This is a genomic window from Gilliamella sp. CG13 (assembly GCF_046635805.1).
GTDB classification, from domain to species: Bacteria; Pseudomonadota; Gammaproteobacteria; order Enterobacterales; family Orbaceae; genus Gilliamella; species Gilliamella apicola_I.
The window spans coordinates 28,079-54,544 of the sequence record NZ_JBIDFM010000002.1; the positions used below are offsets into that span (position 1 = coordinate 28,079).

Genomic DNA, 26,466 nt, shown 5'->3' on the forward strand with positions numbered 1-26,466 from the left:
ATCAGCAAATTTATATCTTCATGGCATATTTAATTAACTGTTTTTTTAATGGAGAACAATAATCAATAGTATTCATGCCTACCGTTCTTAGTGCCTTCTTGAATAAATTATCCCCATTAAACATATCTTGAATAGTTTGCATTGCAGTTAACATCACCACCGCATCTTTACAACGCGTAAACTGAAATGATTTTAGATTACTGACTAAACCAATATCCTGATTTGCATCAATTAATTTTTTTATTGTCGATACTAACAAGGCCGAATCTTGAAAACCTAAGTTGACTCCTTGCCCGGCTAAAGGATGAATTGTGTGCGCTGCATCGCCAACTAAAACTAAACGATGTTTAATAAACTGCTTGGCAAAGCGTGCTTTTAATGGAAAAATCATTCTTGGGTTAATTAACTGACAGTGGCCTACTTTATCACCTGTTAATTGAAATAATTGATGAGAAAAGTCGGTTTCAGATAACAAAGCTAAATTAGCTGCATTATCAGGTTTAGTTGACCATACTAAACAACTTTTATTAGGATGATAAAGCGGAAGAAAGGCAACAATACCATTGGGATAAAAAATTTGTTTTGCACAAGCATGATGGGGATATTCGGTTTCAACGGTTGTAATTAATGCGTGATGAATATAATTACGTTCTAAAACAGAAATGTTTTCATGCTGACGAATCCATGAATTTGCACCATCTGCACCAATAATAAGTTTCGCTGGTAAAGTAACCTGATCTGCCAAGGTCAAAAAAGCACTATAATCATCGAATACACTATCTATCACTTCTTGACTATAAATCGTTATGTTGTTACTAGCTAAAGCATAGTGATATAAATAATGAGACATAACGTGATTTTCAATGATATAACCTAAATTTTGATAACCATAATCCTTAGCCTGTGCTGATAAATGAGCCTGCCCATTCTTTTCCCACACATCAATTTCGGCAAACTCTTGCACACGACCACTTAAGCAAAGTGCATCCCATACACCAATTTGAGCAAAATAGCGCTGGCTAGCACTATTTAGCGCTGAAGCTCTGACCCCAATCTTATCCTTTGGCAAACTTTCACGTTGGTGAATATTTTTATCAATAATGGCAATTTTCAAATCATAATGACTTAAAGCACAAGCCGTTGCCAAACCTACTAAGCCACCCCCAACAATGGCGACATCAAATTGAATACTCATAGCTCAATTATTTATTATCTAATTTAGGATCATTCTTAGATTCAATATCTTCACTCATCTCCTTTTTAAACCCTTTCAGCGCAGAACCTAAATCAGATCCTAAGTTTCGTAGTTTTTTAGTACCAAATAACAAGACGACAACAGCAAGAAAGACTAAAAGATGTGGGATACTAAATGACATAATAAAATCCTCTTTATTAAATTTTATTAATTCGTCTAACAATAGAATTGTAAACAAATGGTATATATATTTATACATTATACCTTTTAAGGGATGATTTCATAAGAAGTTTAAGCAAAAAAAAAGACCTGCATATAAATATACAGGCCAACATGAAATATAAGGAATATAAGGAAAGAAAACAATGAAAAATCCTTACACTGCTTATTATCCATTTTTTTTCGTTTCAGTCAACGTTTTTATTTGTTTTTTTATTTATTTTAAATTTTAAAAGAAAAAGGTCAAAAACAAGAATTAAATCTTTTAAAATCAATAAATAAATAAATTTAACGTAAGTAACTCATGAAAATAAATTAATTTGACATATATCAAATATAAAATAAAAAACATTTAAAAAGCAGACAAAAATCTTTTTTTCTCGTGGAAATAAACAAAATTCCAACAGAAAAACAAAAATAAAATATTTTTTTAAAAACACTATATTTTGATTTTTTAATACGCAAATTGATATAATTAACTTGCTATAAAACGAACAATTCAGACAAAATTACAAAAAATTACTTTTTTATATTAGCTTTTCATTTAATGTTGTATGTAAAACTTATAAAATATCTACTATAATTTGAAAAACGGATGTAATAGGAGAAACAAATCAGAAATGAATATGATTAAAAATAAAAATGTAAAAACATTTAAAGAAAGATTACATAGCTCAATGCAAGGTTTATCTGTCTCCGCCTTCGCTAAAAAATGTGATATGTCTGAAACAGTGATCAGAGATTATTTATCAGGAAAAACTTATCCATCTTTGACACGTCTAGAAGTGATTGCTGAAAAATGCAATGTTTCATATAACTGGCTGGCAACAGGCTATAAATTAGAAGTTTTAGATCCTAAAGAAGATGAAGCAGATGTCTACAACGAGAATATATACCGTATTCCCGTCTATAAAAAACAGTTACCAACCAAAGAAGAGGCGCAATCACAACGATATATTCGAGAAACACCTCCTGTCATGAACTATCCCGTTGTTGAAGGTTGGGCTTCTCATCGAGGATTAGATATCAAAAAATTAATCATTTATTGGGCTAAAGGGGATCTCATGTCGCCTGAAATCAACAATAATAATGGTTTAATTATTAATACGGAAATCGTTGAAATTATTGATGGAGCAATCTATTTAGTTGAATATGAAGATATTACCTTTTTACGTAAAGTTCGATTAACGCAAAATGGATGGGTTTTAATTTGTAACAATAACCAATTCCCTACCATTGAAGTCTCTAAAGAAAATTTTGATAAGTACCATTTTGTGGGTCGAGTTGTACAAATTATTAAAGATATTTTTTAGTCAAAAAATAGGCAAATATCGTTATTCAAGATATAATTGAAAAGCAAGAAAGAATAAAAAATGAACTCTTTCTTGCTTTAGTTTTTAATATTTTTAGAATCTGCAATAATAGGTAGTAAAATGTTGTTAAATTTCATAACTATCCATCAGTTTTAGGATATCTAACTCTATTCATTCTACTCGCAATGTTAATATCAACGATTCAATTTAATGAAAAATAGCAAATAATTAGGTCAATTATGTATCGATTTTTTGAAAAATTGGTGTCACCTTATCCTAAAAGTGAACCGCAACCAGCAGCTAAAAATTTTCTAGGTTTTATATGGCAATCAACCCAAGGCACTCGAATATTCATGCTGCTTTTAATTATATTTAGTGCACTCAGTGGCGCATTTGAAGCTTTTCTATTCGCTGCCCTTGGCAAAGTGGTGGATTGGCTTGCGATTGTCGAACCTAATGAGCTTTGGCAAAAAGAAAAAACTTCGCTATTAATCTTAACCTTAATCATTTTATCCAGCACTTTGATTATTGGATTACAAACAATCATCAAGCATCAATGTTTAGCGGGAAATTTTCCAATGCGAATGCGTTGGAATTTACATCGACTAGTGCTTAATCAAAGTATGCGTTTTTTTCAAGATGAGTTTGCCGGAAGAATATCGGCAAAAGTTATGCAAACTGCATTAGCCGTTAGAGATACCTGCTTTCTTGTTGCTGATATCTTAATATTTGTGTTGATTTCGTTCATTACTATGGCTGCGGTAATCGGTCAATTAGCCCCTTGGCTATTGCTGCCATTCTTTGGGTGGTGTGTCCTTTATGGCTTAGCCATGTACTATTTTATTCCTCGCTTAAGTAAAGTTGCAAGTATGCAAGCAGATGCTCGTTCTACCATGACTGGACGTGTAACGGATGCTTATACAAACATTATGACGGTTAAACTGTTTTCTCATGCCGGTAATGAAGCAAAGTATGCCCAAGAGTCTATGGATGAGTTTTTGATTACTGTCAATAAACAAATGCGACTAGTCAGCAGTTTTGAAATCGTGAATCATTTACTATCTATTCTACTTATTTTATCAACGACTGGTGTTGCCTTGCTGTTATGGACAAATCAATTAGTTGGAATCGGTGCTATTGCAACAACCACAGCATTAGCGCTTCGTTTAAACGGTTTATCACATTGGATTATGTGGGAGCTTGCAGCTTTATTTGAAAATATTGGGGTTGTGAAAGATGGTATGAATACATTTTCAACTGCAACAACCATTGTTGATAAACCCAATGCCAAAAATCTAAATGTGACTGATGGAAAAATCGAGTTTAAAAATATTTATTTCACTTACGATGAAAAGATTCGAAATTCGGTAATTAACGATCTCAATTTAACTATTAAGCCCGGTCAAAAAATAGGGTTAGTTGGACGTTCTGGCGCCGGAAAATCCACATTAATTAATCTGTTATTACGTTTTTATGACTTACAACAAGGTAAAATTCTTATTGACGGACAAGACATTACCGAGATTAATCAAGAAAGCTTACGGGCGCAAATTGGTATGGTTACACAAGACACGTCCTTGTTACATCGAACTGTTCGGGAAAATTTACTTTATGGTAATAATCAAGCTACTGAACAAGAGATGATAGATGCGGCTAAAAAAGCCCATGCAGATAAATTTATTCAAACATTAATCGATGCTAATGGTAGAACCGGTTATGATGCTCATGTTGGTGAACGAGGTATAAAACTATCGGGTGGTCAAAGGCAACGCATTGCCATTGCTAGGGTGATCTTAAAAAATGCACCAATATTATTACTTGATGAAGCAACCAGTGCATTAGATTCAGAAATTGAACAAGCTATTCAAGAAAGTTTATATGCACTAATGGAAGGCAAAACTGTTATCGCTATAGCTCATCGTTTATCAACTATTGCCGCAATGGATAAACTGGTTGTTTTGGATGAAGGAAAAATTATCGAACAAGGTACACATCAAGAATTACTGGATAAAAATGGTTTATACGCTCAACTTTGGAAACATCAAAGCGGTGGTTTTTTACCAGATAGTCTATAAGTGCGTTTAACGGTTTGGCACCTTTGTTCTAGGTGCCAATATCATTTTTTATTCACCAATCACAAATTTTTTATAAAATTCAGATTCGAAACGCATTATTGCACTATTTTTAGGCTCATCCCTTCTTTCAGGATGATACCCCGAAAGTAACTGAACAAAAGCGATAATTTTTCCATCTGACTTCTCAATAAATCCAGCTAAATTATAGCTGCCTTGTATATATCCCGTTTTTGCTCGTATGGTTTCTATAAAAGGCGGTTGATTAAAGCTTTTGCGATATTGTAATGTTCCATCCTTCCCTGCAACAGGAAGTTTTTCAATAATTTTGAGATCGCGATCATGAGCTGAAATATATTGCAGAATTTCCATCATTTTGTCTGCACTGACAAGATTCAATCTAGACAAACCTGAACCGTCAACAATCACCAAATTTTCGAGATCAATACCAGCTTTTTTAAGTAAAATTTGTTTAACCGCATCCCCACTATTTCGCCATGTACCTGGAATTTTAAAGTAATGAGCCCCAATTGTTCTAAAGATAGCATCAGCGTACAGATTGTTCGATTTTTTCAACATTACGGTTAACAATTCTGATAGCGGTGCAGACTGGCTTGAAATTAATAATGAAAGTTTGCTATTTATTGGCTCATTACGTGCTGAAATCGCACCATTAAACGAAATTTTCTGTTGTTTTAACTCATTTTTCAAAACACTTGAAAAATAATCCACACCATTAAGTACAGCAAATTTTAATGCTATTTTATCCGATCCTGACGCAATACATCCGGATAATTGATAGCGATTTTTGTCAGTATAACTGGCATCAAGCTCACAGTATTTATCATTCAGATCTTTACTGTTTTTAGCTATTGTTTTAACATTACCTGTCACCGTGACAGGAATATTTGAGGAAACAGAAATAGAGGCTTTAGCACCGACCTTACCCGGTTTGATTGTCACATAAAAACAATTATCATCGATAATTGCAGCTGACGGCGGTGCATTGTAACAAGCGGTTAAATTATTCCAAGACCAACCTTCTGCTTTATCGTGACTGGTAAATATAGAAGTATCTAAAATGACTTTTCCTGTTATTTTTTCAATCCCTTTCCCACGTAAACTTGCCAGCATATTTTTTAACTGTCCACGCGTAAAAGTTGGATCACCACTCAGTTGAATAATCAAATCACCATTTAATTGTTTATTGGCAATTGAACCATTAGTTAACATTTTAGTTTCAAATCTAAAATCCGCTCCTAATTCAAGTTCTGCTGCAAGTGCAGTGATCACTTTTTGGGTACTGGCTGGCTGTTTAAATTGATCGCTTTTATATTTAGCTAATGTTCTTGGTTTGTCATCAACAGATTGAACTAAAATTGATATATCACTACCTTTGGGTAACGAAGATACATAAGACTCAACTGACTGAGCTTGCAATATAGCGGAAAAAAAAGAAATAATAAAAAAACTTACTACTTTGAAATTTTTCATCAAAATCAGCTCAAAATTATTTTAATTAATGGGAAGGGATATTGAAAACAAATATATCTTTTTTTGTTATTGCTATCAATATATACTCAACTACTTTTATATATATGTTCTGTAAAAATAGTTAAATTTTGTTATTAAAAGATCATGACATAACTACATATTAGGCGATAAATTATGATTCACAACTCATTAGGCTTTCCAATTGAAACGGTCATCGTTTTTATTGTATTAGCATTAACAGCTATTGTTATTGATTTATATGCACATCATAACGATAAACCCATAAATTTAAAAAATGCTGTATTATGGTCACTATTTTGGATTGCTGTAGCTTTAGGATTTACTCTTTATCTATATCTTCATCATGGTAGTGCAATAGCGAGCTTATTTATCACTGGTTATGTACTTGAAAAGGCTCTCTCTGTTGATAATTTATTTGTGATTATGGCTATCTTTTCATGGTTTTCTGTACCTGAAAATTATCGTCATCGCTTGCTTTATTGGGGAGTAATAGGCGCCATCATATTCCGTGCTATTTTTGTTATCATTGGGACGGGTTTATTAGCTTTAGGGCCTTGGATGGAACTCGTTTTTTCCGTTATTGTTGCTTTTACCGGTTTGATGATGTTAAAAAATCAAGGTGAAAATGAAGAAATAAAAGATTATTCAAACCATTTCGCTTATCGAATAGCAAAACGTATTTTTCCCGCTTATCCTAAAATTGTCGGGCATCATTTTTTATTAACCTCTAAACAGTTAGATCAAGAACTTGCAAAACCAGAAAACAGTAACTTAATTGGCAAATTACCTAAAAGAGCTTTATACGCAACCCCGCTTTTTTTATGTATTACTGTAATTGAACTTAGCGATGTGATGTTTGCCTTTGATTCTGTTCCTGCTGTCATCGCGGTTAGCCAAGAACCACTCATCGTTTATAGTGCCATGATTTTTGCAATTTTAGGTCTCAGAACCATGTATTTTGTTTTAGAAGCCATGAAACAATACTTAGTTCACTTAGGAAAAGCGGTTATTTGTTTACTGTTTTTTATAGCAATCAAATTAGCATTAAATGCAAGTAACCATTTATTTGGGCATGGTATTGATATTAGTCCTATAACAAGCCTTTATATCGTATTAGGCATTTTAGCTATCGGTATTATTGCCAGTATCATTTGGCCTGAAAAAGATCACCACAAAGCCGATTAATCATCAGACAATGAGTAGGAATTCATCCTACTCATTATAGTAATAATTATTGACGTTTTAGCGAACGTATAAAATAGCTTATCCCTAAAATTACAAACCAAATTGGTGTTGCAATCAATGCTTGACGAGTATCTTTTTCAAAAGTAAGTAAGACAATAACAAATATAAAAAACATCAAGCTAACCAAGCACATCAAATTACCACCTGGCATCTTAAATTGAGATTGTTCGTGCAAATTCACTTTTTTACGTCGATAAGCCATATACGATATCAAAATCATCGACCAAATAAACATAAATAATATGGCGGAAATCGTCGTTACTATGGTGAAAGCTTCCATCACATTAGGAACTAAATAAATCAGAACTACACCACCGAATAAACAAGTACATGAAAAGAGCAAACCATTGGCAGGAACTGAACGACGTGATAATTTTCCAAAAGGCTCTGGTGCATCTTGTTTTTTAGCCAAACCAAATAACATTCGGCTGGTAGAATAGATACCACTATTAGCCGACGAAGCAGCCGATGTTAATACCACAAAATTAATAATGCTTGCTGCCGCTGGTAAACCAATTAGGGTAAATAACTCAACAAATGGACTCTTATTTGGTGAAATAAATGACCATGGTGTCACACTCATAATGATAATTAATGCAAACACGTAAAAGAAGATAATACGTGCAGGCACAGAATTAATGGCTCGAGGTAAATTTTTATTTGGATCGACTGTTTCAGCGGCGGTAGTACCAACCAGTTCAATTCCCACAAAAGCAAAAATAGCTATCTGAAAACCGGCAAAGAATCCCATAAAACCATGAGGAAAAAATCCGCCATAATCCCAAAGATTCGAAAATGCAGCTGTGGTATTCGTTTGATCTGAGTGGTATGCTGTGAAAATTAATCCTAATCCAATACCAATCAAAGCTAAAATCGCAATAATTTTAATCATTGAAAACCAAAATTCGGTTTCGCCAAACATTTTTACTGTTAATAAATTAAGTGTTAACAGTAAAACGACGGTTAATAACATCGGGATCCAAGATTGCAAATCAGGAAACCAATGCTGTGCATAACCGGCAATAGCAACCACATCAGCAATACCTGTTACCACCCAACAAAACCAATAAGTCCAACCAGTAAAAAAACCTGCCCAAGGGCCGAGTAGATCATTGGCAAAATCACTAAACGACTTATATTTCAAGTTTGAAAGCAAGATTTCACCCATTGCTCGCATAACAAAAAATAAGATAAAACCAATAATCATGTAAACAAAGATGATCGACGGTCCAGCAAGGCTAATTGTTTTTCCTGATCCCATAAATAAGCCTGTACCAATTGCACCACTGATTGCAATTAACTGAATATGCCGATTAGAAAGGTTTCGTTTTAGGTCATTGTTTGAGGATGTATTGCTCATCACTATTATTACCTTTTATTCCGTAATTTTCGATTTTTAAGGAATATAGGACTATAAATTCAATATTGCTAAATCGCAAGCTGATTTTTTATGAAAACTTTTTATTGTCCGTTAATAATTATGAGTAGTTTCTTATAATATAATTGTGTAGCATATTCAATACTGTTTATTATTGATAATAACTAATTAGATGAAAAAAAAACTTAATCATTATCTTTTCATTGTTTTTATTGCCTTTTTTACACTTTCGCTGTTAACCAGCTGTCAAGATAGACCCATTAAACAGGGTCAACAATACTCGGACGGGCGATTACCCTTATCACTTAATATCAGCTATCCAAATTTAGATACGCCTGTAAACATAACAGACTACATTATGCAGGTGGAACAAATAAAAACCGCATCGCCCGCATTATACAAACAAAATGAACATATTTATAAAGCTGTTGATGATTGGATTAATGGCTTGCTTGCTTCTAATGAATTTCACAAAGTAGGATTAAATAGTTATGAAATGGCAGGTCAAGATGGATTTGGAAACGTGCACTTAACTGGTTATTATACCCCAATTATTAAAGCCAGACATAAACCTACTAAAGAATTTAAATATCCTATTTATAAAATGCCGGTTAACTACAAAGGTCAATTACCAAGTCGACAACAGATTTATAAAGGCGCTTTAGCTGGCAAAGGACTTGAAATTGCTTATAGTAATTCATTAATTGAAAACTTCATTATGGAAGTTCAAGGTAGTGCCTATATCGATTTTGAAGACGGTGAACCTTTGGTCTTTTTCAGCTATGGCGGTAAAAATGGACATGGCTATTCCAGCATTGGAAGAATTTTAATTGAACAAGGTGAAATTGAAAAAGAAAAGATATCGTTACAAGCAATTAGAGATTGGGCTACAACTAAAACTGAAAAACAGCTCAAAGCCTTGCTAACCGAAAACCGTTCCTTTGTCTTTTTTAAGCCCCAATACAATGCTGATGTCAAAGGAGCAGCAACTGTACCTTTGGTTGCTAATGCATCGGTAGCATCAGATAAGTTACTTGTCCCTCTTGGTTCGGTGGTGTTAATGGATTTACCATTACTCGATGAGGATGGTCAATATAGTGGTAGACGAGAAACTCGTCTAATGGTTGCGCTCGATGTTGGAGGCGCCATAAAAGGCCATCATTTTGACCTTTATCTTGGCGTTGGAAATGACGCAGGTAAACTTGCTGGATACTACAATCATTATGGTCGGGCATGGGTAATTAAACCTTAATTTACGAACATCGACGGCATAACAAGAAACTGTTAAAATAGCAGGATAGAGGCTCAATTAAGGATAACTCATGAGATTATGCGATCGAGATATTGAAGCATATTTACAAAACGGTAAATTAAAAATAACACCTCAACCAGCACCAAGTTCAATAAATGGCGCAACAGTTGATGTCAGGTTAGGTAATCAATTTCGGACTTTCCGAGAACATACAACTCCCTATATCGATTTAAGTGGACCCAAAGAAGAAGTTTCCGCAGTATTAGAACGTGTAATGAGTGATGAAATAGTACTATCTGAAGGTCATGTTTTTTACCTTCATCCAGGAGAACTTGCATTAGCCGTTACACTTGAATCTGTGACGATTCCTGATGATTTAGTTGGCTGGCTTGATGGACGTTCTTCATTAGCCAGACTTGGTCTTATGGTGCATGTAACTGCACACCGTATTGATCCAGGTTGGCAAGGACAAATTGTCTTAGAGTTTTTTAATTCTGGAAAAATCCCATTAGCACTTAGACCTGGGATGACTATCGGAGCCCTAAGTTTTGAGACTTTAACAGGGCGAGCGGCGAGACCTTACAATCGTCGACAAGATGCAAAATATAAAGACCAACATGGCGCTGTAGCCAGTCGTATTGATAAAGACTAAATCAGCATATAACCTTACTATAGGAACACTAATATGATAAAAAAAATATTGGTTACTCTTTTTATTTTAATTCTGATTATAGCTATTGGGATCATTTCACTGATTGTTTTTGTCGATCCTAATAATTTCCGAGGATTTATTTCTGATAAAGTAAGAGATAAAACAGGTTATGAATTAACTATTGAGGGTGATTTACGTTGGCATATTTGGCCACAAGTCAGTATATTAACCGATTCGGTAAAACTGAATGATACCGGTGCGCAAAAACCTATTTTGACCGCAGACAATATGCGACTAGATGTTGAACTGCTACCACTTTTTTCGAAAAAGTTGGTAGTAAAAAATGTTTTTGTTAAGTCGGCTGTCATCAATATTACCGATGATAGCAAAGGTGAAATGGCACATAAAAAAAACGCCAACAATATACCTCATAAACCTAATGAAGATAAACAAAAGAATGGAGAGCAAAGCAAATCAAGTTGGCAATTCACATTGAACAAATTTGAAGTTGCAGATAGCACTTTAGTACTACAACAAAAAGATACGCTAATCAATTTTAGGAACATTAACTTAACGGTTGAACAAAAAGCGGATAAAAATCTCAATGTTGATTTCAAAGGAAATGTTGATAAAAATCAACAGGATTTATTTTATGTTGCAAATGCCAATATTGATTTAAGTCAATACCCTGAACAGGCGACAATCGATCTGAAAAAATTTGATTATACGTTAACAGGTATCGGCATCCCTAGTGGCGAAATAAAAGGTAATTTGAAAACTGTTTTACATTATCAAAAAAATCCGCAAAGCGTGAACACGCAAGATCTTCTATTATCAGTTAATGGTAATACATTTACAGGCAACGTTAGTCTCAATTTAGCTAACAAGCCTTATTTAGCGTTAGATCTCAATGCTGATAAATTAAATTTAGATCCGTTTATTACGGCCAAAGAGAAGCCTAGCGATAATGAAAGTAGTCCATCACAGCAAACTACACCTGTTGTATCGACAGTTCAAAAAACTAATAATGAACTTGATTTCCTAAATAGTTTTAATGCGAAAGCTAAGTTAAATATTGGGCAAATCATTGCTAATCAAATAACACTTGATAATGTTCATGCTGATATCAGTAATAATGATGGTATTGCAACGTTTAATAACCTGAATTTTGATTTTGCCAAAGGGCATATTACGGCAAATGGTTATGCCAGCGGCAAACAAAAGAATGCATTAATTAAACTGAGCAGTAAAATCAGTAATATCGATTTAAATGAATTCTTTAATCAAATCAATACACCAAATGATTTAGTAGGCGTATTTAATGCAAACGGAGAATTAGAAGCAAGCACCATTTCCACGGCTAACTTGTTATCCAGTTTACGAGGAAACGTTGCTATCAACATAGCTAATGCTAGATTGGATAATATTAATATTCAAAATATCATTCAAAATGCGGCAGCGAAGTATAGTAAAGATGTGCTGACAACCGAAAATCAACAAAAATTCACCGAGTTTCATCAAATTTCTGCTAATGGTAATATAAATAATGGTAATTTGGATGTCACGACATTAACCGCTAATTCAGAAACATTAGATATTATAAATGGTTCGGGAAGAGTAGGACTAGTTCAAAAAGACCTCGATATCAATTTAAATGTCAAAATGCTAGGTGGTTGGAATGGAAAAAGTGAAACCATTGCCAAATTACAACAATTAACGATTCCACTACGAATTTATGGTGAATTTACAAAACTTCATTATCAAATTGATATTAGCCAAGTCTTTAAAGATGTTCTTAATGATAAACTACAACAAGGATTAGATAAACTTCGAGAAAAACTCGAAAATCGAAATTCAAAAGATGATTCTAAATCAAAATCGAAGCAAAAAGCGACCGATATCTTAGGTCAGTTATTTAAAAAATAGTGCTTGATCTGCACGTTAAATTGATTGTTGTGACGATCAATGATGTTAATAAAAAAGGTGAGATTAACTCACCTTTTTTTATTCGATAAAGAACATTTATTTATAGAATAAATTTACTTAAATCTTCATCAGCAACCAGTTTATCTAAGTGATCGCCTACATATTTAGCATCAATAGTAATAGTTTGACCACCTAACTCACTTGCATCAAACGAAACTTCTTCCATTAATCGTTCTAACACAGTATGCAAACGACGAGCGCCTATATTTTCATTTTGTTCATTCACCTGCCAAGCAGATTCAGCTATTTTACGGATACCATCAGGCGTAAATTCGATATTGACACCTTCTGTTGCCATTAATGCTTTGTATTGTACTGTAAGCGAGGCATTTGGCTCAGTTAAAATTCGCTCAAAATCTTCAGTTGTTAACGCCTGTAATTCAACCCTTATAGGTAAACGCCCTTGAAGTTCAGGGATTAAATCAGATGGATTAGCTGTTTGGAAAGCCCCCGAAGCAATAAATAAAATATGGTCGGTTTTTACTGCACCATGTTTAGTAGAAACAGTACATCCCTCAACAAGTGGTAATAGATCACGCTGTACACCTTCACGTGAAACATCAGGACCTGACGAATTACCTCGTTTACAGACTTTATCAATTTCATCAATAAATACGATCCCATTTTGTTCCACCGCTTCGATAGCTTCATGTTTAAGATCGTCAGGGTTAACCAATTTAGCAGCTTCTTCTTCAATCAACTGTTTAAATGCATCTTTAATTTTCATCTTACGTGGTTTGGTTTTTTGTCCACCTAGATTTTGAAACATTGATTGTAATTGATTAGTCATCTCTTCCATACCCGGAGGAGCCATAATTTCGACACCAATATTAACGCCAGCAACTTCAATCTCTATCTCTTTCTCGTCAAGCGTACCTTCACGTAATTTTTTTCGAAATGCTTGTCTTGCTGTAGAATCATTATTGTTTTCAACTTGTCCCCAGCCATCTTTAGCCGGTGGGACAAGTACATCTAAAATCCGTTCTTCAGCTAGTTCTTCAGCACGATTACGATTTCTTTCCATCGCTTCTTGTCGAATCATTTTTACCGCTGAATCCGTCAAATCACGAATAATGGAATCGACTTCCTTACCAACGTAACCTACTTCAGTAAATTTCGTCGCTTCAACTTTGATAAAAGGTGCATGAGCTAATTTCGCTAAGCGCCTTGCAATTTCTGTTTTACCAACACCAGTTGGACCAATCATTAATATATTTTTTGGAGTGACTTCGTGACGGAGTGCTTCATCTAGTTGCATACGACGCCAACGATTACGTAACGCTATTGCAACAGAACGTTTAGCTTTATCTTGTCCAATAATATGTTGGTTTAGTTCGCTTACAATTTCGCGAGGAGTCATTTCAGACATAATATAATTCTCTTAAATCAGTTAAATTAATAATTAAGTTCTTCAATCGTTTGGAAATTATTGGTATACACACAAATATCGCCGGCAATCGATAATGATTTTTGTACAATATCATGTGCAGATAAAGAAGTATTATCCAGCAAAGCTCTTGCCGCAGCTTGAGCATAAGGTCCACCAGAACCAATTGCAATTAAATCATCTTCTGGTTGAATTACATCCCCTGTACCAGTAATAATTAGTGAAGCACTTTCATCAGCAACAGCAAGTAAAGCTTCTAATTTGCGTAACATTCTGTCTGTTCGCCAATCTTTAGCTAGTTCAACAGCGGCCTTCGTCAAATGACCTTGATGCATTTCTAATTTACGCTCAAATAATTCAAAAAGTGTAAAAGCATCAGCAGTACCACCAGCAAAACCTGCAATCACTTTGTTATTATAAAGACGACGAACTTTACGTGCATTTCCTTTCATAATAATACGTTCGCCTAGTGTGACTTGACCGTCTCCACCGATTACAACTTGCCCTTCTCGACGGACACTGACAATTGTTGTCATATTCTGCTCCTTCTCTTACATAAATATCTTAATTTGGAATGAATAGGTTATATATTGGGATGATAAATTGGTTTTCAACATCTTTTATACAAAGATGTTGTCAATTTATTGAATGAATGGATAATCGAGATTCACATCACATTGTAAAATCAATTGAAAATCCATATTTACTATGGTTCAAAGTTGATTATCATCTTTTTAACTTCAGGATAAAGTATTTGAGAAGGTTCCGGAATTACGGCTAACAATGTAGCAGCAACGGCTTCACGGCATAATGCATCATCGCCGCTCAACACTTTATGGTCCAACAATAGACCATCCGGTGCGATTTGAATTTGTAATTGGCAACGCTGTCCTACATAAAGTCGATTTGGATTAATAAATTTATTACTTATAGCGGTTTTAACTAAAAATTTATATTTATCTAATTCGCCGTTAGAAACACCCTTTCTTGTTGCTGGTGCGCTTGATCCACCTGTCGTAAGTTCACCTAATAGATCATTAACAGCTTTATCATTTGCTGCCTTTTGTTGCGCAGCTCGTTTAGCAGCTTCTTTTTTTTCGCGTGCCGCTTTTTCTTCAGCAGCTTTTTTTTCTGCTTCTTGCTTTTCTCGTGTTGCTTTTTCTGCAGCAGCTCTTTTTTCTGCTTCTAACTTTTCTCGTGCTGCTTTTTCTTCAGCTGCTCGCTTTTCAGCTTCTTGCTTTTCTCGTGCTGCTTTTTCTTCGGCGGCTCGCTTTTCAGCTTCTTGCTTTTCTCGTGCTGCTTTTTCCTCAGCGGCTCGCTTTTCAGCCTCTAGCTTTTCTTGTGCTGCTTTTTTCTCAGCTTCAAGCTGTTCTTGTTTAAGTTTTTCAGCAAGTTTTAAACGCTCTTTTTCTAAATCCTTTAAATACTGTTGCTGTTCCAGTTGCTTTTGCTGCAACAACTGATTCTGTTTTGTAATTTGCTCATCAACCTGTTGCCTTAATTGCTGTTGATTTTTTTGACTTTGTGATTGCCTTTTATATTGTTCAGATATAATAGATGGATCAACCATAATTGCATCAATCGATTGACCATTGACCGTACCGTAATTATCACTATCATCTTGTATAGCTTTATAACATAAAAAAATTATCAATAGCACATGAAACAGGATTGATAAAATTATGGCTAAACTGAATTTTGAATTTGATTTTTTAGACATTGCTGACATTTTAATGTGTTTTATTCTAGTTTACATTGGTTGTGTCATTAAACCAACAGATTTAACACCTGCAGATTGTAATAAGTTTAAAGCTTTTATAATTTCTTCATAAGGTACATTTTTAGCTCCACCGACTAAAAAAACCGCCTTTTCATTCAATGCTAATAACTGCTTAACTTCAGCAATGATCTGTTCTTGCTGTAAGCTTTCTTGTGGCACACCATCGATTCTGAGTGTATAAACCCCAACATCTGCCACTTCTAATATTATGGTTTTATTTTCAGAAGCTGAAACCGTCTTAGATTCGGTTGATTCAGGCAGATCGACTTCAACGCTTTGGCTAATAATGGGGGCTGTTGCCATAAAAATAAGTACCAATACTAACAGTACATCAAGCAATGGTACAATGTTAATCTCTGATTTAGTTGAAAAACGTGAACTTCTACGCATAGTTTATTTCCTGACAGCCACAGCTTGACGCTGTAAAATAGCTGAAAATTCATCAATAAAGTTGAGATAACTTTGCTCAATACGGCTGACTTTCAACGATAAACGATTAAATGCCATAACCGCTGGAATTGCAGCAAATAAACCAATTGCTGTTGCAATTAAAGCTTCAGCTATACCTGGCGCAACAAGTTTTAATGTCGCTTGTTTAGCTGCGCCAAGAGAAATGAAAGCATGCATGATTCCCCAAACGGTCCCAAATAACCCAATATAAGGACTAATAGAACCTACCGTACCTAAGAAAGGAATATGCTGTTCAAGATTATCAAGTTCTCGATTCATAGCAAGGCGCATAGAACGAGATGCACCGTCTAAAGCGGCCTCTGGCATATTTGGATTGATTTGATATAGACGGGTAAATTCTTTAAAACCTGAATAAAAAATATGTTCTGTACCTGTAATTTCATCTTTGTTGGATTTTGCTTTCTCAAATAAAACATTCAACTCGTCAGCTGCCCAAAAACGATTATCAAATTGTTCAATTTGCTTTTTGGCTTGCCTTAAAACCTTAGTTCTCTGAAAAATAATTGCCCATGACATAATTGAAAACATCAATAATAACAACATAACACATTGCACTAAAAGACCTGCTTGTAAGAACAGATTAACAATATTCAGATTTTCCACTTATATAAACTCCAAAACTAGTGACTTTGGAAGCCCACATGGCTTCATTTTAGTGATATCAACACAAGCAATAATAACATCAGCACTGCTAATCACTTGATTGTTCTCATTAATAATAGTTTGCTTAAAAATTATAGATGCCTTGCGAATTTGATCAACTTTACTATTAATAGTTAACAGGTCATCCAAACGAGCGGGGAAGTGATAGCTAATATCCATCTTTTTAACAACAAAAGCAATACTTTCTTGTAATAGCTTATGTTGACTGATTCCAAGTTGTCTTAGCAATTCTGTTCTCGCTCGCTCATAAAAAGCAAGATACCTGGCATGATATACGACACCACCAGCATCAGTATCTTCATAATAAACTCTGGCACTCCAATTAAATTCTTTCATATTTGTATTTACATATTTTAAAAGCAATATGTTTTATTATATCTAAATCTTAAATATGCTGCACTATGATATAGAATTACTCAAATGAAAACAATTATCATTTGTAACATATTAATGATTTAAATTAACGATGAATGAAAAAGGTGACGATTGTCACCTTTAAAAATATAGAGATGCTTATTAATTGTTATTTTTGGGTTCTTTTTCGCTGTTTGTTTGTTCAACCCAAAGTCCTGTAACAACGGCAAGCATACAAGCTGCAATAAGACCGATAAACCATAAAAAGTAATACATAATTATACCTTAATAAAGTGAATGTTTGTTATTTTCGATATGATTTTTATCAAGTCGTCCGAACATTTTAATATATGACCAAGTAGTATAGAAAAGGATAATGGGTAAAAATATCACTACTACAAAGAACATAATATTAAGTGTTAATTGGCTTGATGTTGAATCCCACATTGTTAAACTCGCATTAGGCATAATGCTTGATGGTATAATGAATGGGAACGTTGCTATGCCATAAGTTAATAACACACACGCAATAGTTAACGTTGATAAAATAAATGATAAAGCATTTTTATTTAACCCAGAACAAACAATGTTGAGTAAAGGTAAAACAACACCGAGTACAGGAACAATCCATAAAATTGGATAATTCATATAATTTCTAAGCCATGTTGATTCGGTGGATACCACTTTATTTAATGGCTGTGACGTGACACTATGATCTATCGTGCTGACCACTTCATAACCATGCATACCAAACATGACCCAAATACCCGCTAAAATAAATGTAATGACTAAAATTAAGCAAGATATTTGAGTTGCTTTTCGGGCTCTTAAATATAATTCTCCAGAGGTCTTCATTTGCAACCAAGTGCCGCCATGAGCAACAAACAACATCAAACTCACCACACCGGTTAATAAAGCAAACGGATTAAGCAAACCAAAGAAGTTTCCATCATAGAAGACACGATAAGAATTATCAAATCTAAATGGAACGCCTTCTAATAAATTACCAAAAGCCACCCCAAAAACAAGAGCAGGCACAAAGCTACCAATAAAGATTGCTATATCCCATAAACCACGCCATTTTGAATTTTCAAGTTTACTTCGATAATCAAAGCCTATTGGTCTAAAAAATAATGCACATAGAACCAAAATCATTGCGATGTAAAAGCCCGAAAACGACACAGCATAAGCAAATGGCCATGCAGCAAAAATCCCAGCTCCAGCCGTAATTAGCCAAACCTGATTACCATCCCAATGAGGCGCAATAGCATTTATCATAATTCGGCGTTCAGTATCTGTTTTACCTATGAAAGGGAGTAAAATACCAACCCCCATATCAAAACCATCAGTGATAACAAAACCAATCAAGATAACACTAATTAGCAACCACCAAATAGCTCGTAGAATTTCGTAATCAATCATTGTGTTTACTCCCTTTGTCCTATTCTGTAGTTGGTTGCGTTTTTTCGTAATGATATTTGCCTGTCCCCAAAGAACTTGGTCCAAGACGTGCAAATTTAAACATTAAGAACATTTCAGCAACTAAGAACAGAGTATAAAGTCCACAAATTAGTATCATAGTAAATAATACTTCACCTGGAGTTAACGACGAATTAGCCACACCTGTTGGTAAAATATCTTGTATTGCCCATGGTTGTCGACCGTATTCAGCAACAAACCAACCACATTCACATGCTATCCATGGAAAAGGTAAGAACACTAATAATAAACGGTGAAGCCAACGTTTTTCACCTATTTTATTTTTATAAGTAGTCCATAATGCAAGACCAGTTCCTAAGATCATTAAAACACCAAGACCAACCATGATTCTAAATGACCAGAATAGTGGCCAAACAGTAGGAATAGAATCTTCTGTGGCAGCTTTAATGTGCGCTTCCGTCGCTTCCGGAATCGTTAAATTATCTCGATCAGTAAAACGTTTGACTAAATAACCATAACCTAAATCAGCTTTGTTATTTTCAAACAATTTAAGCACCTCGGGATCTTGATTTCCTTGTTGGATTTTTTCAAGATTTGTATAAGCTAAAATACCGTTACGAATTCGCATTTCGTTAGTGGCTAAAATGTCTTTTAACCCTGTTACTTGCTTATCCAATGAACGTGTTGTCATAATGCCCATTGCATAAGGTATTTCAATCGCAAATAAATTTTCTTTATCTTTTTGAGAAGGAAAAGCAATAACATTAAATGATGCAGGGGCGGGTTGAGTTTCCCATTCGGCTTCGATAGCAGCAAGTTTAGCTGGCTGAACGGTTGTCATTTCGTGACCGGCTTCATCCCCCATAATCGCGACAACAATAGATACAATGAAACCAAACATAGCTGCCACGGCAAAAGAGCGTTTAGCAAATTCGCTATCACGTTTTTTAAGTAAGTAATAAGAACTGATACTTAAGACAAAAATCGCACCTGTTAGATAACCCGCTGCGACAGTGTGCACAAATTTGTATTGTGCAACAGAGTTGGTGATCAGATCATAAAAACTTGCCATTTCCATGCGAGAGTTGATTGGATTGAAATCTGAACCGATTGGGAACTGCATCCAACCGTTAGCAACGAGAATCCATAGTGCAGAAAAATTCGACCCGAATGCCACGCACCATGTCACAAGAAGATGTTTACCGCGACTTAATCTATCCCAACCAAAAAAGAATAACCCTACCATTGTTGATTCTAGAAAAAAGGCCATTAACCCTTCTATTGCCAATGGTGCCCCAAAAATATCGCCGACGTAATGCGAATAATAAGACCAGTTAGTACCAAACTGAAATTCCATTGTTAAACCTGTTGCTACACCAACAGCGAAGTTAATAGCAAACAGTTTTCCCCAGAATTTAGTCATATCTTTCCAGACTTGCTTACCACTAACAACATATACCGTTTCCATAATTGCTAGCATAAACGCTAAACCTAGCGTTAATGGTACAAAAATAAAATGATACATTGCCGTGAGTGCAAACTGGAGACGCGATAGTTCTACTATATCTAACATAATTGCTCCCTGTTCCTTTAATATGCCCACAAAGTGTATAAAGATATATCGCAATATTGTACATCAATATTTAAAGAATAAAAATTGATTAATGTCAAAAAAAACACTGTTTAAACTGCTTTTTTTACCGCATTACCAATTTCAGCAAGACTACTAACTACAACTACACCAGCAGCAGTTAATGCTTTTACCTTTTCTTCAGCAGTACCTTTATTACCCGAGATAATTGCTCCTGCATGCCCCATGCGTTTGCCGGCTGGTGCCGACATACCGGCAATATAGGCTATAACTGGTTTGCTAACATGTTTTTTAATGTATTCAGCAGCTTCTTCTTCCGCACTACCACCAATTTCGCCAATCATCACAATTGCTTTAGTCTTCGGATCTTGCTCAAGTAATGCTAAAATAGAAATAAAATCACTGCCTGGAATGGGATCACCACCAATACCAATACAAACAGATTGACCTAGTCCAATATCAGTAGTTTGTTTGACTGCTTCATAAGTCAAAGTCCCTGATCGAGAAACAATACCGATATCACCAGCTAGATGAATATGCGCAGGCATAATGCCAATTTTACATTCATCAGGCACAATAATACCCGGACAATTAGGACCAATCATAATTGTATCACTCTGTTTTAGCTTTTCTTTGACAATAAGCATATCCAAAGTAGGAATACCTTCAGTGATACAAACAATTAATTTAATACCTGCTTCTATTGCTTCGAGTATCGAATCTTTACCAAATGCCGCAGGAACATAAATCACACTTGCCGTTGCCCCCGTCGCTTCAACAGCTTCTTTGACAGTATTAAAAACCGGCAATCCGAGATGAGTTGTTCCCCCTTTACCGGGTGTAACCCCACCAACCAATTGAGTTCCATATTCAATCGCTTGTTGTGAATGAAAGGTACCTTGGCTACCCGTAAATCCCTGACAAATGACTTTCGTTGCGTTATTGATTAAAATTGACATAATTATTGTTCCTCACTCTTCCTATTATTATGCGACCGCAACAATTTTTTGTGCAGCATCAGTCAAACTTTCGGCTGTAGTAACATTTAATTGGCTTTCAATTAAAATTTCTCTGGCAAGCAGAGCATTATTACCTTCAAGACGAACAACAACAGGAACAGTTAGCCCAATTTCTTTAATAGCGCTGATAATACCATCGGCAATTAGATCACATCGAACAATACCACCAAAAATATTGACCAATATCGCTTTGACATTTTTATCTGATAAAATCAATTTGAACGCTTCAGCGACTCGCTCTTTGGTTGTACCGCCGCCTACATCGAGAAAATTGGCCGGTTTTCCACCATAAAGTTTGATCATATCCATGGTTGCCATTGCCAAACCTGCCCCATTAACCATACAACCGATATTGCCATCTAACGAAACATAACTAATCCCTTGTTTGGCGGCAATAGATTCACGTTTATCTTCTTGTGTGGTATCTCTTAAAATAGTTAAGTCAGGGTGTCTAAACATTGCGTTATCATCTAAAACGACTTTAGCATCTAAGCAAACGAATTCATCGGCATCGGTAATAACCAAAGGATTGACTTCTGCTAATGACACATCATTTTTTAAGAAAAACTGCGCAAAATTAACAAATAGTTTGGCAAATTGGTTAATAAGTTTACCCGTTAACCCTAATTTAAAGGCAAGTTCTCTACCTTGAAAAGCACAAGGACCGGTTAAAGGATCAAGTGCAATTTTATGTATTAAATGTGGTGATTTTTCAGCGACACTTTCAATATCAACGCCGCCTTCAGTTGAAGCCATGATGACCACACGTTGAATACTACGATCTATTACTGCCCCTAAATAAAGTTCTTTCTGTATATTGGAAGCTTTTTCAATTAAGATTTGATTAACAAGTTGACCTTCTGATGTGGTTTGATAAGTGACAAGATGCTGACCTAGCCATTTTTCAGCAAAAAGTTTAATTTGATTAAGATCATTAGTACAAATTACACCACCAGCCTTTCCTCTGCCCCCTGCATGAACTTGACATTTAGCAACCCAAGCACCTGAATCAGACTTAGATGCTAATTCAGCTAAAGTATCTTGTACTTCATCCATTGAGTTACATACAAACCCTTCTGGTACGGGTAAGTTGTATTGCTTGAAAAGATATTTGGATTGATATTCATGCAAGTTCATAAACAAATTCCACAACTTAAGTTAATATTAAAAATAGCCTCAATTCTAATCCAAGATTAATCAATTGTGTAGTAAATAATATCTTATAGGTATTGTAATTGAGAATTATTGCTGATAATAAGTGACAATGATATACTCATTAGCTAAATTAATATCGTAATAATTGTAAAGGTAAAAAAATGAAACAAGTTGGTATTTTTTTTGGAAGTGATACAGGCAATACAGAAAATGTTGCCAAACAAATCCAACTCATTTTGGGTAACGATAAAGCCGATCTTTTAGATATTCGAGAAGCCACCAAAGAGCATATCGAACAATATGCTTACCTTATTTTCGGTATTCCAACTTGGTATTATGGTGATCCACAAGCAGATTGGGAAGACTTCTTTCCTAATTTAGAGCAAATCGATTTTAACGGAAAAACTGTTGCTATTTTTGGCTGCGGAGATCAAGAAGACTATTCAGAATTCTTCTGCAGTGCAATGGGAACAATACGCGATATTATCGAACCGAAAGGCGCCAAAATTGTTGGGCATTGGCCAACTGAAGGTTATAACTTTGAAGCATCTAAAGGTTTAGTTGATGATACACATTTTGTTGGTTTGGCAATTGACGAAGATCGTCAACCAGAATTAACAGAAGAACGCATTTCTACTTGGGTTGAACAAGTAAAAACAGAAATGAATATTTAATCTATTTTAATGATTTAATGTATTTTTCGTTCATCATATTTTATAATCATTAATTTATATCAACTATATTGGGATGTAATATGACAAATCATGATAGAGATAATAATGCAGCGCTGAAAAGTGCTGGTTTAAAAGTTACATTACCTCGTTTAAAAATTTTAGAGTTACTACGTGATCCTTCATGCCAACATATTACTGTAGAAGATCTCTATAAAAAACTTCTTGATATGGGAGAAGAAATTGGACTTGCAACAGTTTATCGAGTTTTAAACCAATTTGATGACGCAGGTATCGTAACCCGACACAATTTTGAGGGTGGTAAAGCCGTATTTGAACTTGCAACACAACAACATCATGATCATCTAATTTGTTTAGATTGTGGTGAAGTATTTGAATTTCGTGATGAAATTATTAATACCCGACAAAAAGAAATTGCAGAACAATATGGCGTAAAATTAACTTTCCATAGTTTGTATCTTTATGGTCATTGTGATTCCGGTAATTGCAAAAAACACCCAGAACTTCATACCAAAAAATAAGCCTATTTTATAGGCTTTTTTTACTTTTCAAATTATCGTAATTCTTCTTTTAGGTTAGTAATTAAAATGAAACAGCTTTTAAACTTTGTCCCACTTGTTGTCTTTTTTGTCTTTTTGACAATGTATGATATTTTTGTTGGTGTTCAAGCCTTAATGATTGCATCATGTGTATCACTTGTTATTGGAATGATTTTATACAAAAAAATTGATAAAGTAGAATTAATTTCCTTTTTGATGGTGATGATTTTTGGTGGTATTACGCTCGCCACAAAAGAAGCGATATTCATAAAATGGAAAGTAACAATTATTAATTTTTTATTTGCATCTGTTCTATTAATCAGTCAATCTATATTTAAGAAAAACTTAATTCAAAAAATGTTAGGCAAAGAGTTACAATTAGATGACATTATTTGGAATAAACTGAATTTAATATGGATAGTCTTTTTTATACTTTGTGGAACGTTCAGTTTGATTGCAACTTATTATATGTCTGATAACTTTTTTTGGAAATTTAAGGTTTTTATTTTACCCATTGCATCATTGTTATTATCCTTAATTTCTGGTATTTATATCTATAAAAATCTTAATAAAGATTTAGAAAGTAAATAAATAGCATAGGTAGGAGTAATTTTAGTGATGAAACAAACAACTGACAATCCCAAGGGACAACTAGTACTCAGAACGCTTGCTATGCCTTCAGACACCAACCCACATGGACACATATTTGGTGGTTGGATCATGTCTCAAATGGATCTTGCAGGTGGTATTTTATCAAAAGAGATTGCTAAAAACAGAGTCGTGACTGTTAATGCCAGTAGCATTACTTTTCATAAACCCGCTATGGTTGGCGATGTAGTTTGCTGCTATGCTCGTTGTATAAAAACAGGAAGAACCTCAATGACAATTGCTATTGAAGTTTGGATCAAAAAATTAATTGATACTGATGATACAACACAGCGTTTTTGTATTACTGATGCGGTATTTACCTATGTGTCTGTCGATAAGCATAATAATCCAAAACCTTTACCAGAAATATTTCAAAACTTCGATTGCGACAAAGACCCGATTAGCAAATTAAATCTTAACAATAGTTGAGCAATATGCAATTATACTCATTCCATACTCTAATTAGTTCGTTGATCTTTCTAACTTATTGGTTGCTTATTGTAGCAACCTCATTGCGTATTGTTTTCAAACGCAGGCCGACAACCTACGTTATTGCATGGATGTTAATAATCTATATTTTACCAATTGTTGGAATCATACTCTACTTTGCCATAGGGGAAGCCCATTTAGGTCAACAACGTGTAAAACGTGCGCAACAAATGCGTCCTACAATTGCTAAATTTATTAATCGACTTGAAGATTTTCCTGATATTTTTACCCGTAATGTTAGTCAAGTCAGTAAACCGATTTTTCAACTTTGTAAGCACCAAACCGGCCTCGATGGTATTAATGGTAACCATATAGAGTTACTTAGCGAAACAGATGAGATATTCGATCGTTTAATCGATGATATCAATCATGCAACATCCAATATTGAAATGGTTTTTTATATCTGGAACGAAGGCGGTAGAGCGGATGATGTTGAGAATGCATTGATTGCCGCAACCAAACGAGGCGTAACCTGTCGTTTAATGGTTGATTCCGCAGGTAGTCGCCATTTTATCAGAACCAAAGCAAGTAAAAGAATGCGTGACGCAGGCATTACAATTATCGAAGCCTTAAAAGTAAATCTGTTACGTTTTATGTTCCGACGTCTTGACCTACGTCAACATCGCAAAGTTGCCATTATTGATAATTATATTTCTTATACTGGCAGTATGAATATCGTGGATCCTCGCTATTTTAAACAAAATAAACACATTGGCGAATGGGTAGATATCATGGTAAGAATGAATGGGCCAGTGACAACGTTAATGGGTGCAATTTATGCAAGTGATTGGGAGCTTGAAACGGGGAAATACTTAGCATTACCGCAAATTACTGAGTTTGCCGAACCGCCCGAAGAGAAAAAACACATAATGCAATTAATTGCTTCAGGGCCGGGTTATACTGAAAATATGATTCATCAAGTGCTGTTAACCGCAATATACTCAGCGCAAGAACAAATTATTTTTACTACCCCTTATTTAGTGCCTAGCGATGATATATTACACGCTGTTGTGACAGCTGCTCAGCGAGGTGTTGAAGTGATTATTATTGTTCCTAAAAAAAATGATTCACTTATGGTCAAATGGGCTAGTCGAGCATTTTTCTCTGAATTACTAGAAGGTGGTGTCAAACTTTATCAATTTAATGATAATTTATTACATACCAAAAGTGTGTTAATTGATAATCAACTTAGTTTAGTGGGTACCGTAAATTTAGACATGCGTAGTTTATGGCTCAATTTTGAAATCACTACAGTTATTGATGATGCTGAATTTGCTAAATCATTATCTCAGCTTTTACATAAATACTTATCTAACTCAGATATCGTAAATATCGATGAATGGAAAAAACGCCCAATTTGGCAACGTGTTATTGAACGACTTTTTTATTTTTTTGCGCCGTTGCTATAAAA

At 34.7% G+C, this 26,466-nt stretch carries 26 protein-coding genes; 11 read left to right on the top strand and 15 right to left on the bottom strand.

The features are described from left to right. Window positions 1-10 precede the first annotated feature (10 nt). Both ACGH6R_RS04090 and tatA read right to left on the bottom strand, forming a co-directional pair. Window positions 11-1,195, bottom strand: a complete 1,185-nt coding sequence (locus ACGH6R_RS04090; protein WP_411598979.1) for an FAD-dependent monooxygenase — start codon at window positions 1,193-1,195, stop codon at window positions 11-13. 7 nt (window positions 1,196-1,202) lie between these two features. Continuing rightward, the gene (gene tatA / locus ACGH6R_RS04095; RefSeq protein ID WP_411590960.1) at window positions 1,203-1,376 is read right to left on the bottom strand and encodes a twin-arginine translocase TatA/TatE family subunit; all 174 of its coding nucleotides are present in this window, start codon (window positions 1,374-1,376) and stop codon (window positions 1,203-1,205) included. Window positions 1,377-2,040: 664 nt separating this feature from the next. Between tatA and ACGH6R_RS04100 the strand changes: the two genes are divergently transcribed. Continuing rightward, window positions 2,041-2,727, top strand: a complete 687-nt coding sequence (locus ACGH6R_RS04100) for a helix-turn-helix transcriptional regulator (RefSeq protein ID WP_267359456.1) — start codon at window positions 2,041-2,043, stop codon at window positions 2,725-2,727. Between the two features lie 239 nt (window positions 2,728-2,966). Next, a complete protein-coding gene (locus ACGH6R_RS04105) occupies window positions 2,967-4,802 on the top strand; it encodes an ABC transporter ATP-binding protein (protein WP_411596540.1) in 1,836 nt (611 codons plus the stop codon). 48 nt (window positions 4,803-4,850) lie between these two features. Here ACGH6R_RS04105 and dacB read toward each other — a convergent pair whose 3' ends face one another. Further along, window positions 4,851-6,293, bottom strand: coding sequence for a serine-type D-Ala-D-Ala carboxypeptidase (gene dacB, locus ACGH6R_RS04110; protein WP_411598980.1), 1,443 nt, complete (start codon window positions 6,291-6,293; stop codon window positions 4,851-4,853). A gap of 174 nt (window positions 6,294-6,467) precedes the next feature. On the opposite strand from dacB, the gene ACGH6R_RS04115 reads away from it, so the two are divergent. Continuing rightward, a complete protein-coding gene (locus ACGH6R_RS04115; RefSeq protein ID WP_411598981.1) occupies window positions 6,468-7,499 on the top strand; it encodes a TerC/Alx family metal homeostasis membrane protein in 1,032 nt (343 codons plus the stop codon). A 46-nt stretch (window positions 7,500-7,545) separates the two neighbouring features. On the opposite strand, the gene cycA is transcribed toward ACGH6R_RS04115, so the two are convergent. After that, window positions 7,546-8,919, bottom strand: coding sequence for a D-serine/D-alanine/glycine transporter (gene cycA / locus ACGH6R_RS04120; RefSeq protein ID WP_267349717.1), 1,374 nt, complete (start codon window positions 8,917-8,919; stop codon window positions 7,546-7,548). Between the two features lie 190 nt (window positions 8,920-9,109). Here cycA and mltA point away from each other — a divergent pair, with 190 nt between their 5' ends. The 3 genes from mltA (at window position 9,110) to asmA (ending at window position 12,767) form a co-directional block, all read left to right on the top strand. Next, window positions 9,110-10,189, top strand: coding sequence for a murein transglycosylase A (gene mltA / locus ACGH6R_RS04125; protein ID WP_411598982.1), 1,080 nt, complete (start codon window positions 9,110-9,112; stop codon window positions 10,187-10,189). A gap of 70 nt (window positions 10,190-10,259) precedes the next feature. Then, complete coding sequence (dcd, locus tag ACGH6R_RS04130; RefSeq protein WP_065558762.1) at window positions 10,260-10,841, top strand: dCTP deaminase; 582 nt, start codon at window positions 10,260-10,262, stop codon at window positions 10,839-10,841. Window positions 10,842-10,874: 33 nt separating this feature from the next. Further along, a complete protein-coding gene (asmA, locus tag ACGH6R_RS04135) occupies window positions 10,875-12,767 on the top strand; it encodes an outer membrane assembly protein AsmA (protein ID WP_411598983.1) in 1,893 nt (630 codons plus the stop codon). A gap of 100 nt (window positions 12,768-12,867) precedes the next feature. Here the strand turns inward: asmA and hslU are convergent, their stop codons facing one another. From hslU to sucC, 11 genes are all read right to left on the bottom strand, one after another. Then, window positions 12,868-14,196, bottom strand: coding sequence for an HslU--HslV peptidase ATPase subunit (gene hslU, locus ACGH6R_RS04140; protein ID WP_267349720.1), 1,329 nt, complete (start codon window positions 14,194-14,196; stop codon window positions 12,868-12,870). Between the two features lie 26 nt (window positions 14,197-14,222). Then, the gene (gene hslV, locus ACGH6R_RS04145) at window positions 14,223-14,750 is read right to left on the bottom strand and encodes an ATP-dependent protease subunit HslV (protein WP_025316169.1); all 528 of its coding nucleotides are present in this window, start codon (window positions 14,748-14,750) and stop codon (window positions 14,223-14,225) included. A gap of 170 nt (window positions 14,751-14,920) precedes the next feature. Beyond that, window positions 14,921-15,934: a cell envelope integrity protein TolA gene (gene tolA, locus ACGH6R_RS04150; protein ID WP_411598984.1), complete on the bottom strand. Its 1,014-nt coding sequence runs from the start codon at window positions 15,932-15,934 to the stop codon at window positions 14,921-14,923. A 30-nt stretch (window positions 15,935-15,964) separates the two neighbouring features. After that, window positions 15,965-16,384, bottom strand: coding sequence for a colicin uptake protein TolR (gene tolR / locus ACGH6R_RS04155; protein WP_267349722.1), 420 nt, complete (start codon window positions 16,382-16,384; stop codon window positions 15,965-15,967). Between the two features lie 3 nt (window positions 16,385-16,387). After that, the gene (tolQ, locus tag ACGH6R_RS04160; RefSeq protein WP_218837365.1) at window positions 16,388-17,059 is read right to left on the bottom strand and encodes a protein TolQ; all 672 of its coding nucleotides are present in this window, start codon (window positions 17,057-17,059) and stop codon (window positions 16,388-16,390) included. A gap of 9 nt (window positions 17,060-17,068) precedes the next feature. Next, complete coding sequence (gene ybgC, locus ACGH6R_RS04165) at window positions 17,069-17,464, bottom strand: tol-pal system-associated acyl-CoA thioesterase (protein WP_267359440.1); 396 nt, start codon at window positions 17,462-17,464, stop codon at window positions 17,069-17,071. Window positions 17,465-17,644: 180 nt separating this feature from the next. Next, on the bottom strand, window positions 17,645-17,758 hold the full coding sequence (cydX, locus tag ACGH6R_RS04170; RefSeq protein ID WP_065558768.1) for a cytochrome bd-I oxidase subunit CydX: 114 nt from the start codon (window positions 17,756-17,758) through the stop codon (window positions 17,645-17,647). Between the two features lie 9 nt (window positions 17,759-17,767). Then, entirely contained in the window at window positions 17,768-18,904 is a 1,137-nt protein-coding gene (gene cydB / locus ACGH6R_RS04175; RefSeq protein WP_267349724.1) for a cytochrome d ubiquinol oxidase subunit II, read from the bottom strand. A gap of 19 nt (window positions 18,905-18,923) precedes the next feature. After that, window positions 18,924-20,495: a cytochrome ubiquinol oxidase subunit I gene (locus tag ACGH6R_RS04180; protein ID WP_267380800.1), complete on the bottom strand. Its 1,572-nt coding sequence runs from the start codon at window positions 20,493-20,495 to the stop codon at window positions 18,924-18,926. A 110-nt stretch (window positions 20,496-20,605) separates the two neighbouring features. Next, entirely contained in the window at window positions 20,606-21,472 is an 867-nt protein-coding gene (sucD, locus tag ACGH6R_RS04185) for a succinate--CoA ligase subunit alpha (RefSeq protein ID WP_267349726.1), read from the bottom strand. 27 nt (window positions 21,473-21,499) lie between these two features. Then, window positions 21,500-22,669, bottom strand: coding sequence for an ADP-forming succinate--CoA ligase subunit beta (gene sucC, locus ACGH6R_RS04190; protein WP_411598985.1), 1,170 nt, complete (start codon window positions 22,667-22,669; stop codon window positions 21,500-21,502). 179 nt (window positions 22,670-22,848) lie between these two features. On the opposite strand from sucC, the gene fldA reads away from it, so the two are divergent. The 5 genes from fldA (at window position 22,849) to cls (ending at window position 26,464) form a co-directional block, all read left to right on the top strand. Continuing rightward, a complete protein-coding gene (gene fldA / locus ACGH6R_RS04195; RefSeq protein ID WP_267349728.1) occupies window positions 22,849-23,361 on the top strand; it encodes a flavodoxin FldA in 513 nt (170 codons plus the stop codon). Window positions 23,362-23,441: 80 nt separating this feature from the next. After that, the gene (gene fur / locus ACGH6R_RS04200; protein WP_065558774.1) at window positions 23,442-23,900 is read left to right on the top strand and encodes a ferric iron uptake transcriptional regulator; all 459 of its coding nucleotides are present in this window, start codon (window positions 23,442-23,444) and stop codon (window positions 23,898-23,900) included. 66 nt (window positions 23,901-23,966) lie between these two features. Then, window positions 23,967-24,509 (top strand): septation protein A, encoded by a 543-nt coding sequence (locus ACGH6R_RS04205; protein WP_267380804.1) that lies wholly within the window; start codon window positions 23,967-23,969, stop codon window positions 24,507-24,509. Between the two features lie 27 nt (window positions 24,510-24,536). Then, on the top strand, window positions 24,537-24,995 hold the full coding sequence (gene yciA, locus ACGH6R_RS04210) for an acyl-CoA thioester hydrolase YciA (protein WP_267359429.1): 459 nt from the start codon (window positions 24,537-24,539) through the stop codon (window positions 24,993-24,995). 5 nt (window positions 24,996-25,000) lie between these two features. After that, window positions 25,001-26,464 (top strand): cardiolipin synthase, encoded by a 1,464-nt coding sequence (gene cls, locus ACGH6R_RS04215; protein WP_065558777.1) that lies wholly within the window; start codon window positions 25,001-25,003, stop codon window positions 26,462-26,464. The last annotated feature ends 2 nt before the right edge of the window (window positions 26,465-26,466 follow it).

Excerpts from the sequence above, each read along its gene's own strand:
- ACGH6R_RS04205 (WP_267380804.1), top strand. The coding sequence starts at position 23,967 with ATGAAACAGCTTTTAAACTTTGTCCCACTTGTTGTCTTTTTTGTCTTT.
- sucC (WP_411598985.1), bottom strand. The coding sequence starts at position 22,669 with ATGAACTTGCATGAATATCAATCCAAATATCTTTTCAAGCAATACAAC.
- tatA (WP_411590960.1), bottom strand. The coding sequence starts at position 1,376 with ATGTCATTTAGTATCCCACATCTTTTAGTCTTTCTTGCTGTTGTCGTC.
- dcd (WP_065558762.1), top strand. The coding sequence starts at position 10,260 with ATGAGATTATGCGATCGAGATATTGAAGCATATTTACAAAACGGTAAA.
- ACGH6R_RS04100 (WP_267359456.1), top strand. The coding sequence starts at position 2,041 with ATGATTAAAAATAAAAATGTAAAAACATTTAAAGAAAGATTACATAGC.
- cls (WP_065558777.1), top strand. The coding sequence starts at position 25,001 with ATGCAATTATACTCATTCCATACTCTAATTAGTTCGTTGATCTTTCTA.
- sucD (WP_267349726.1), bottom strand. The coding sequence starts at position 21,472 with ATGTCAATTTTAATCAATAACGCAACGAAAGTCATTTGTCAGGGATTT.
- hslU (WP_267349720.1), bottom strand. The coding sequence starts at position 14,196 with ATGTCTGAAATGACTCCTCGCGAAATTGTAAGCGAACTAAACCAACAT.
- fldA (WP_267349728.1), top strand. The coding sequence starts at position 22,849 with ATGAAACAAGTTGGTATTTTTTTTGGAAGTGATACAGGCAATACAGAA.
- asmA (WP_411598983.1), top strand. The coding sequence starts at position 10,875 with ATGATAAAAAAAATATTGGTTACTCTTTTTATTTTAATTCTGATTATA.
- ACGH6R_RS04115 (WP_411598981.1), top strand. The coding sequence starts at position 6,468 with ATGATTCACAACTCATTAGGCTTTCCAATTGAAACGGTCATCGTTTTT.
- yciA (WP_267359429.1), top strand. The coding sequence starts at position 24,537 with ATGAAACAAACAACTGACAATCCCAAGGGACAACTAGTACTCAGAACG.
- dacB (WP_411598980.1), bottom strand. The coding sequence starts at position 6,293 with ATGAAAAATTTCAAAGTAGTAAGTTTTTTTATTATTTCTTTTTTTTCC.
- tolR (WP_267349722.1), bottom strand. The coding sequence starts at position 16,384 with ATGCGTAGAAGTTCACGTTTTTCAACTAAATCAGAGATTAACATTGTA.
- ACGH6R_RS04180 (WP_267380800.1), bottom strand. The coding sequence starts at position 20,495 with ATGTTAGATATAGTAGAACTATCGCGTCTCCAGTTTGCACTCACGGCA.
- hslV (WP_025316169.1), bottom strand. The coding sequence starts at position 14,750 with ATGACAACAATTGTCAGTGTCCGTCGAGAAGGGCAAGTTGTAATCGGT.
- ybgC (WP_267359440.1), bottom strand. The coding sequence starts at position 17,464 with ATGAAAGAATTTAATTGGAGTGCCAGAGTTTATTATGAAGATACTGAT.
- ACGH6R_RS04090 (WP_411598979.1), bottom strand. The coding sequence starts at position 1,195 with ATGAGTATTCAATTTGATGTCGCCATTGTTGGGGGTGGCTTAGTAGGT.
- fur (WP_065558774.1), top strand. The coding sequence starts at position 23,442 with ATGACAAATCATGATAGAGATAATAATGCAGCGCTGAAAAGTGCTGGT.
- tolA (WP_411598984.1), bottom strand. The coding sequence starts at position 15,934 with ATGTCTAAAAAATCAAATTCAAAATTCAGTTTAGCCATAATTTTATCA.
- mltA (WP_411598982.1), top strand. The coding sequence starts at position 9,110 with ATGAAAAAAAAACTTAATCATTATCTTTTCATTGTTTTTATTGCCTTT.
- cycA (WP_267349717.1), bottom strand. The coding sequence starts at position 8,919 with ATGAGCAATACATCCTCAAACAATGACCTAAAACGAAACCTTTCTAAT.
- cydB (WP_267349724.1), bottom strand. The coding sequence starts at position 18,904 with ATGATTGATTACGAAATTCTACGAGCTATTTGGTGGTTGCTAATTAGT.
- ACGH6R_RS04105 (WP_411596540.1), top strand. The coding sequence starts at position 2,967 with ATGTATCGATTTTTTGAAAAATTGGTGTCACCTTATCCTAAAAGTGAA.
- cydX (WP_065558768.1), bottom strand. The coding sequence starts at position 17,758 with ATGTATTACTTTTTATGGTTTATCGGTCTTATTGCAGCTTGTATGCTT.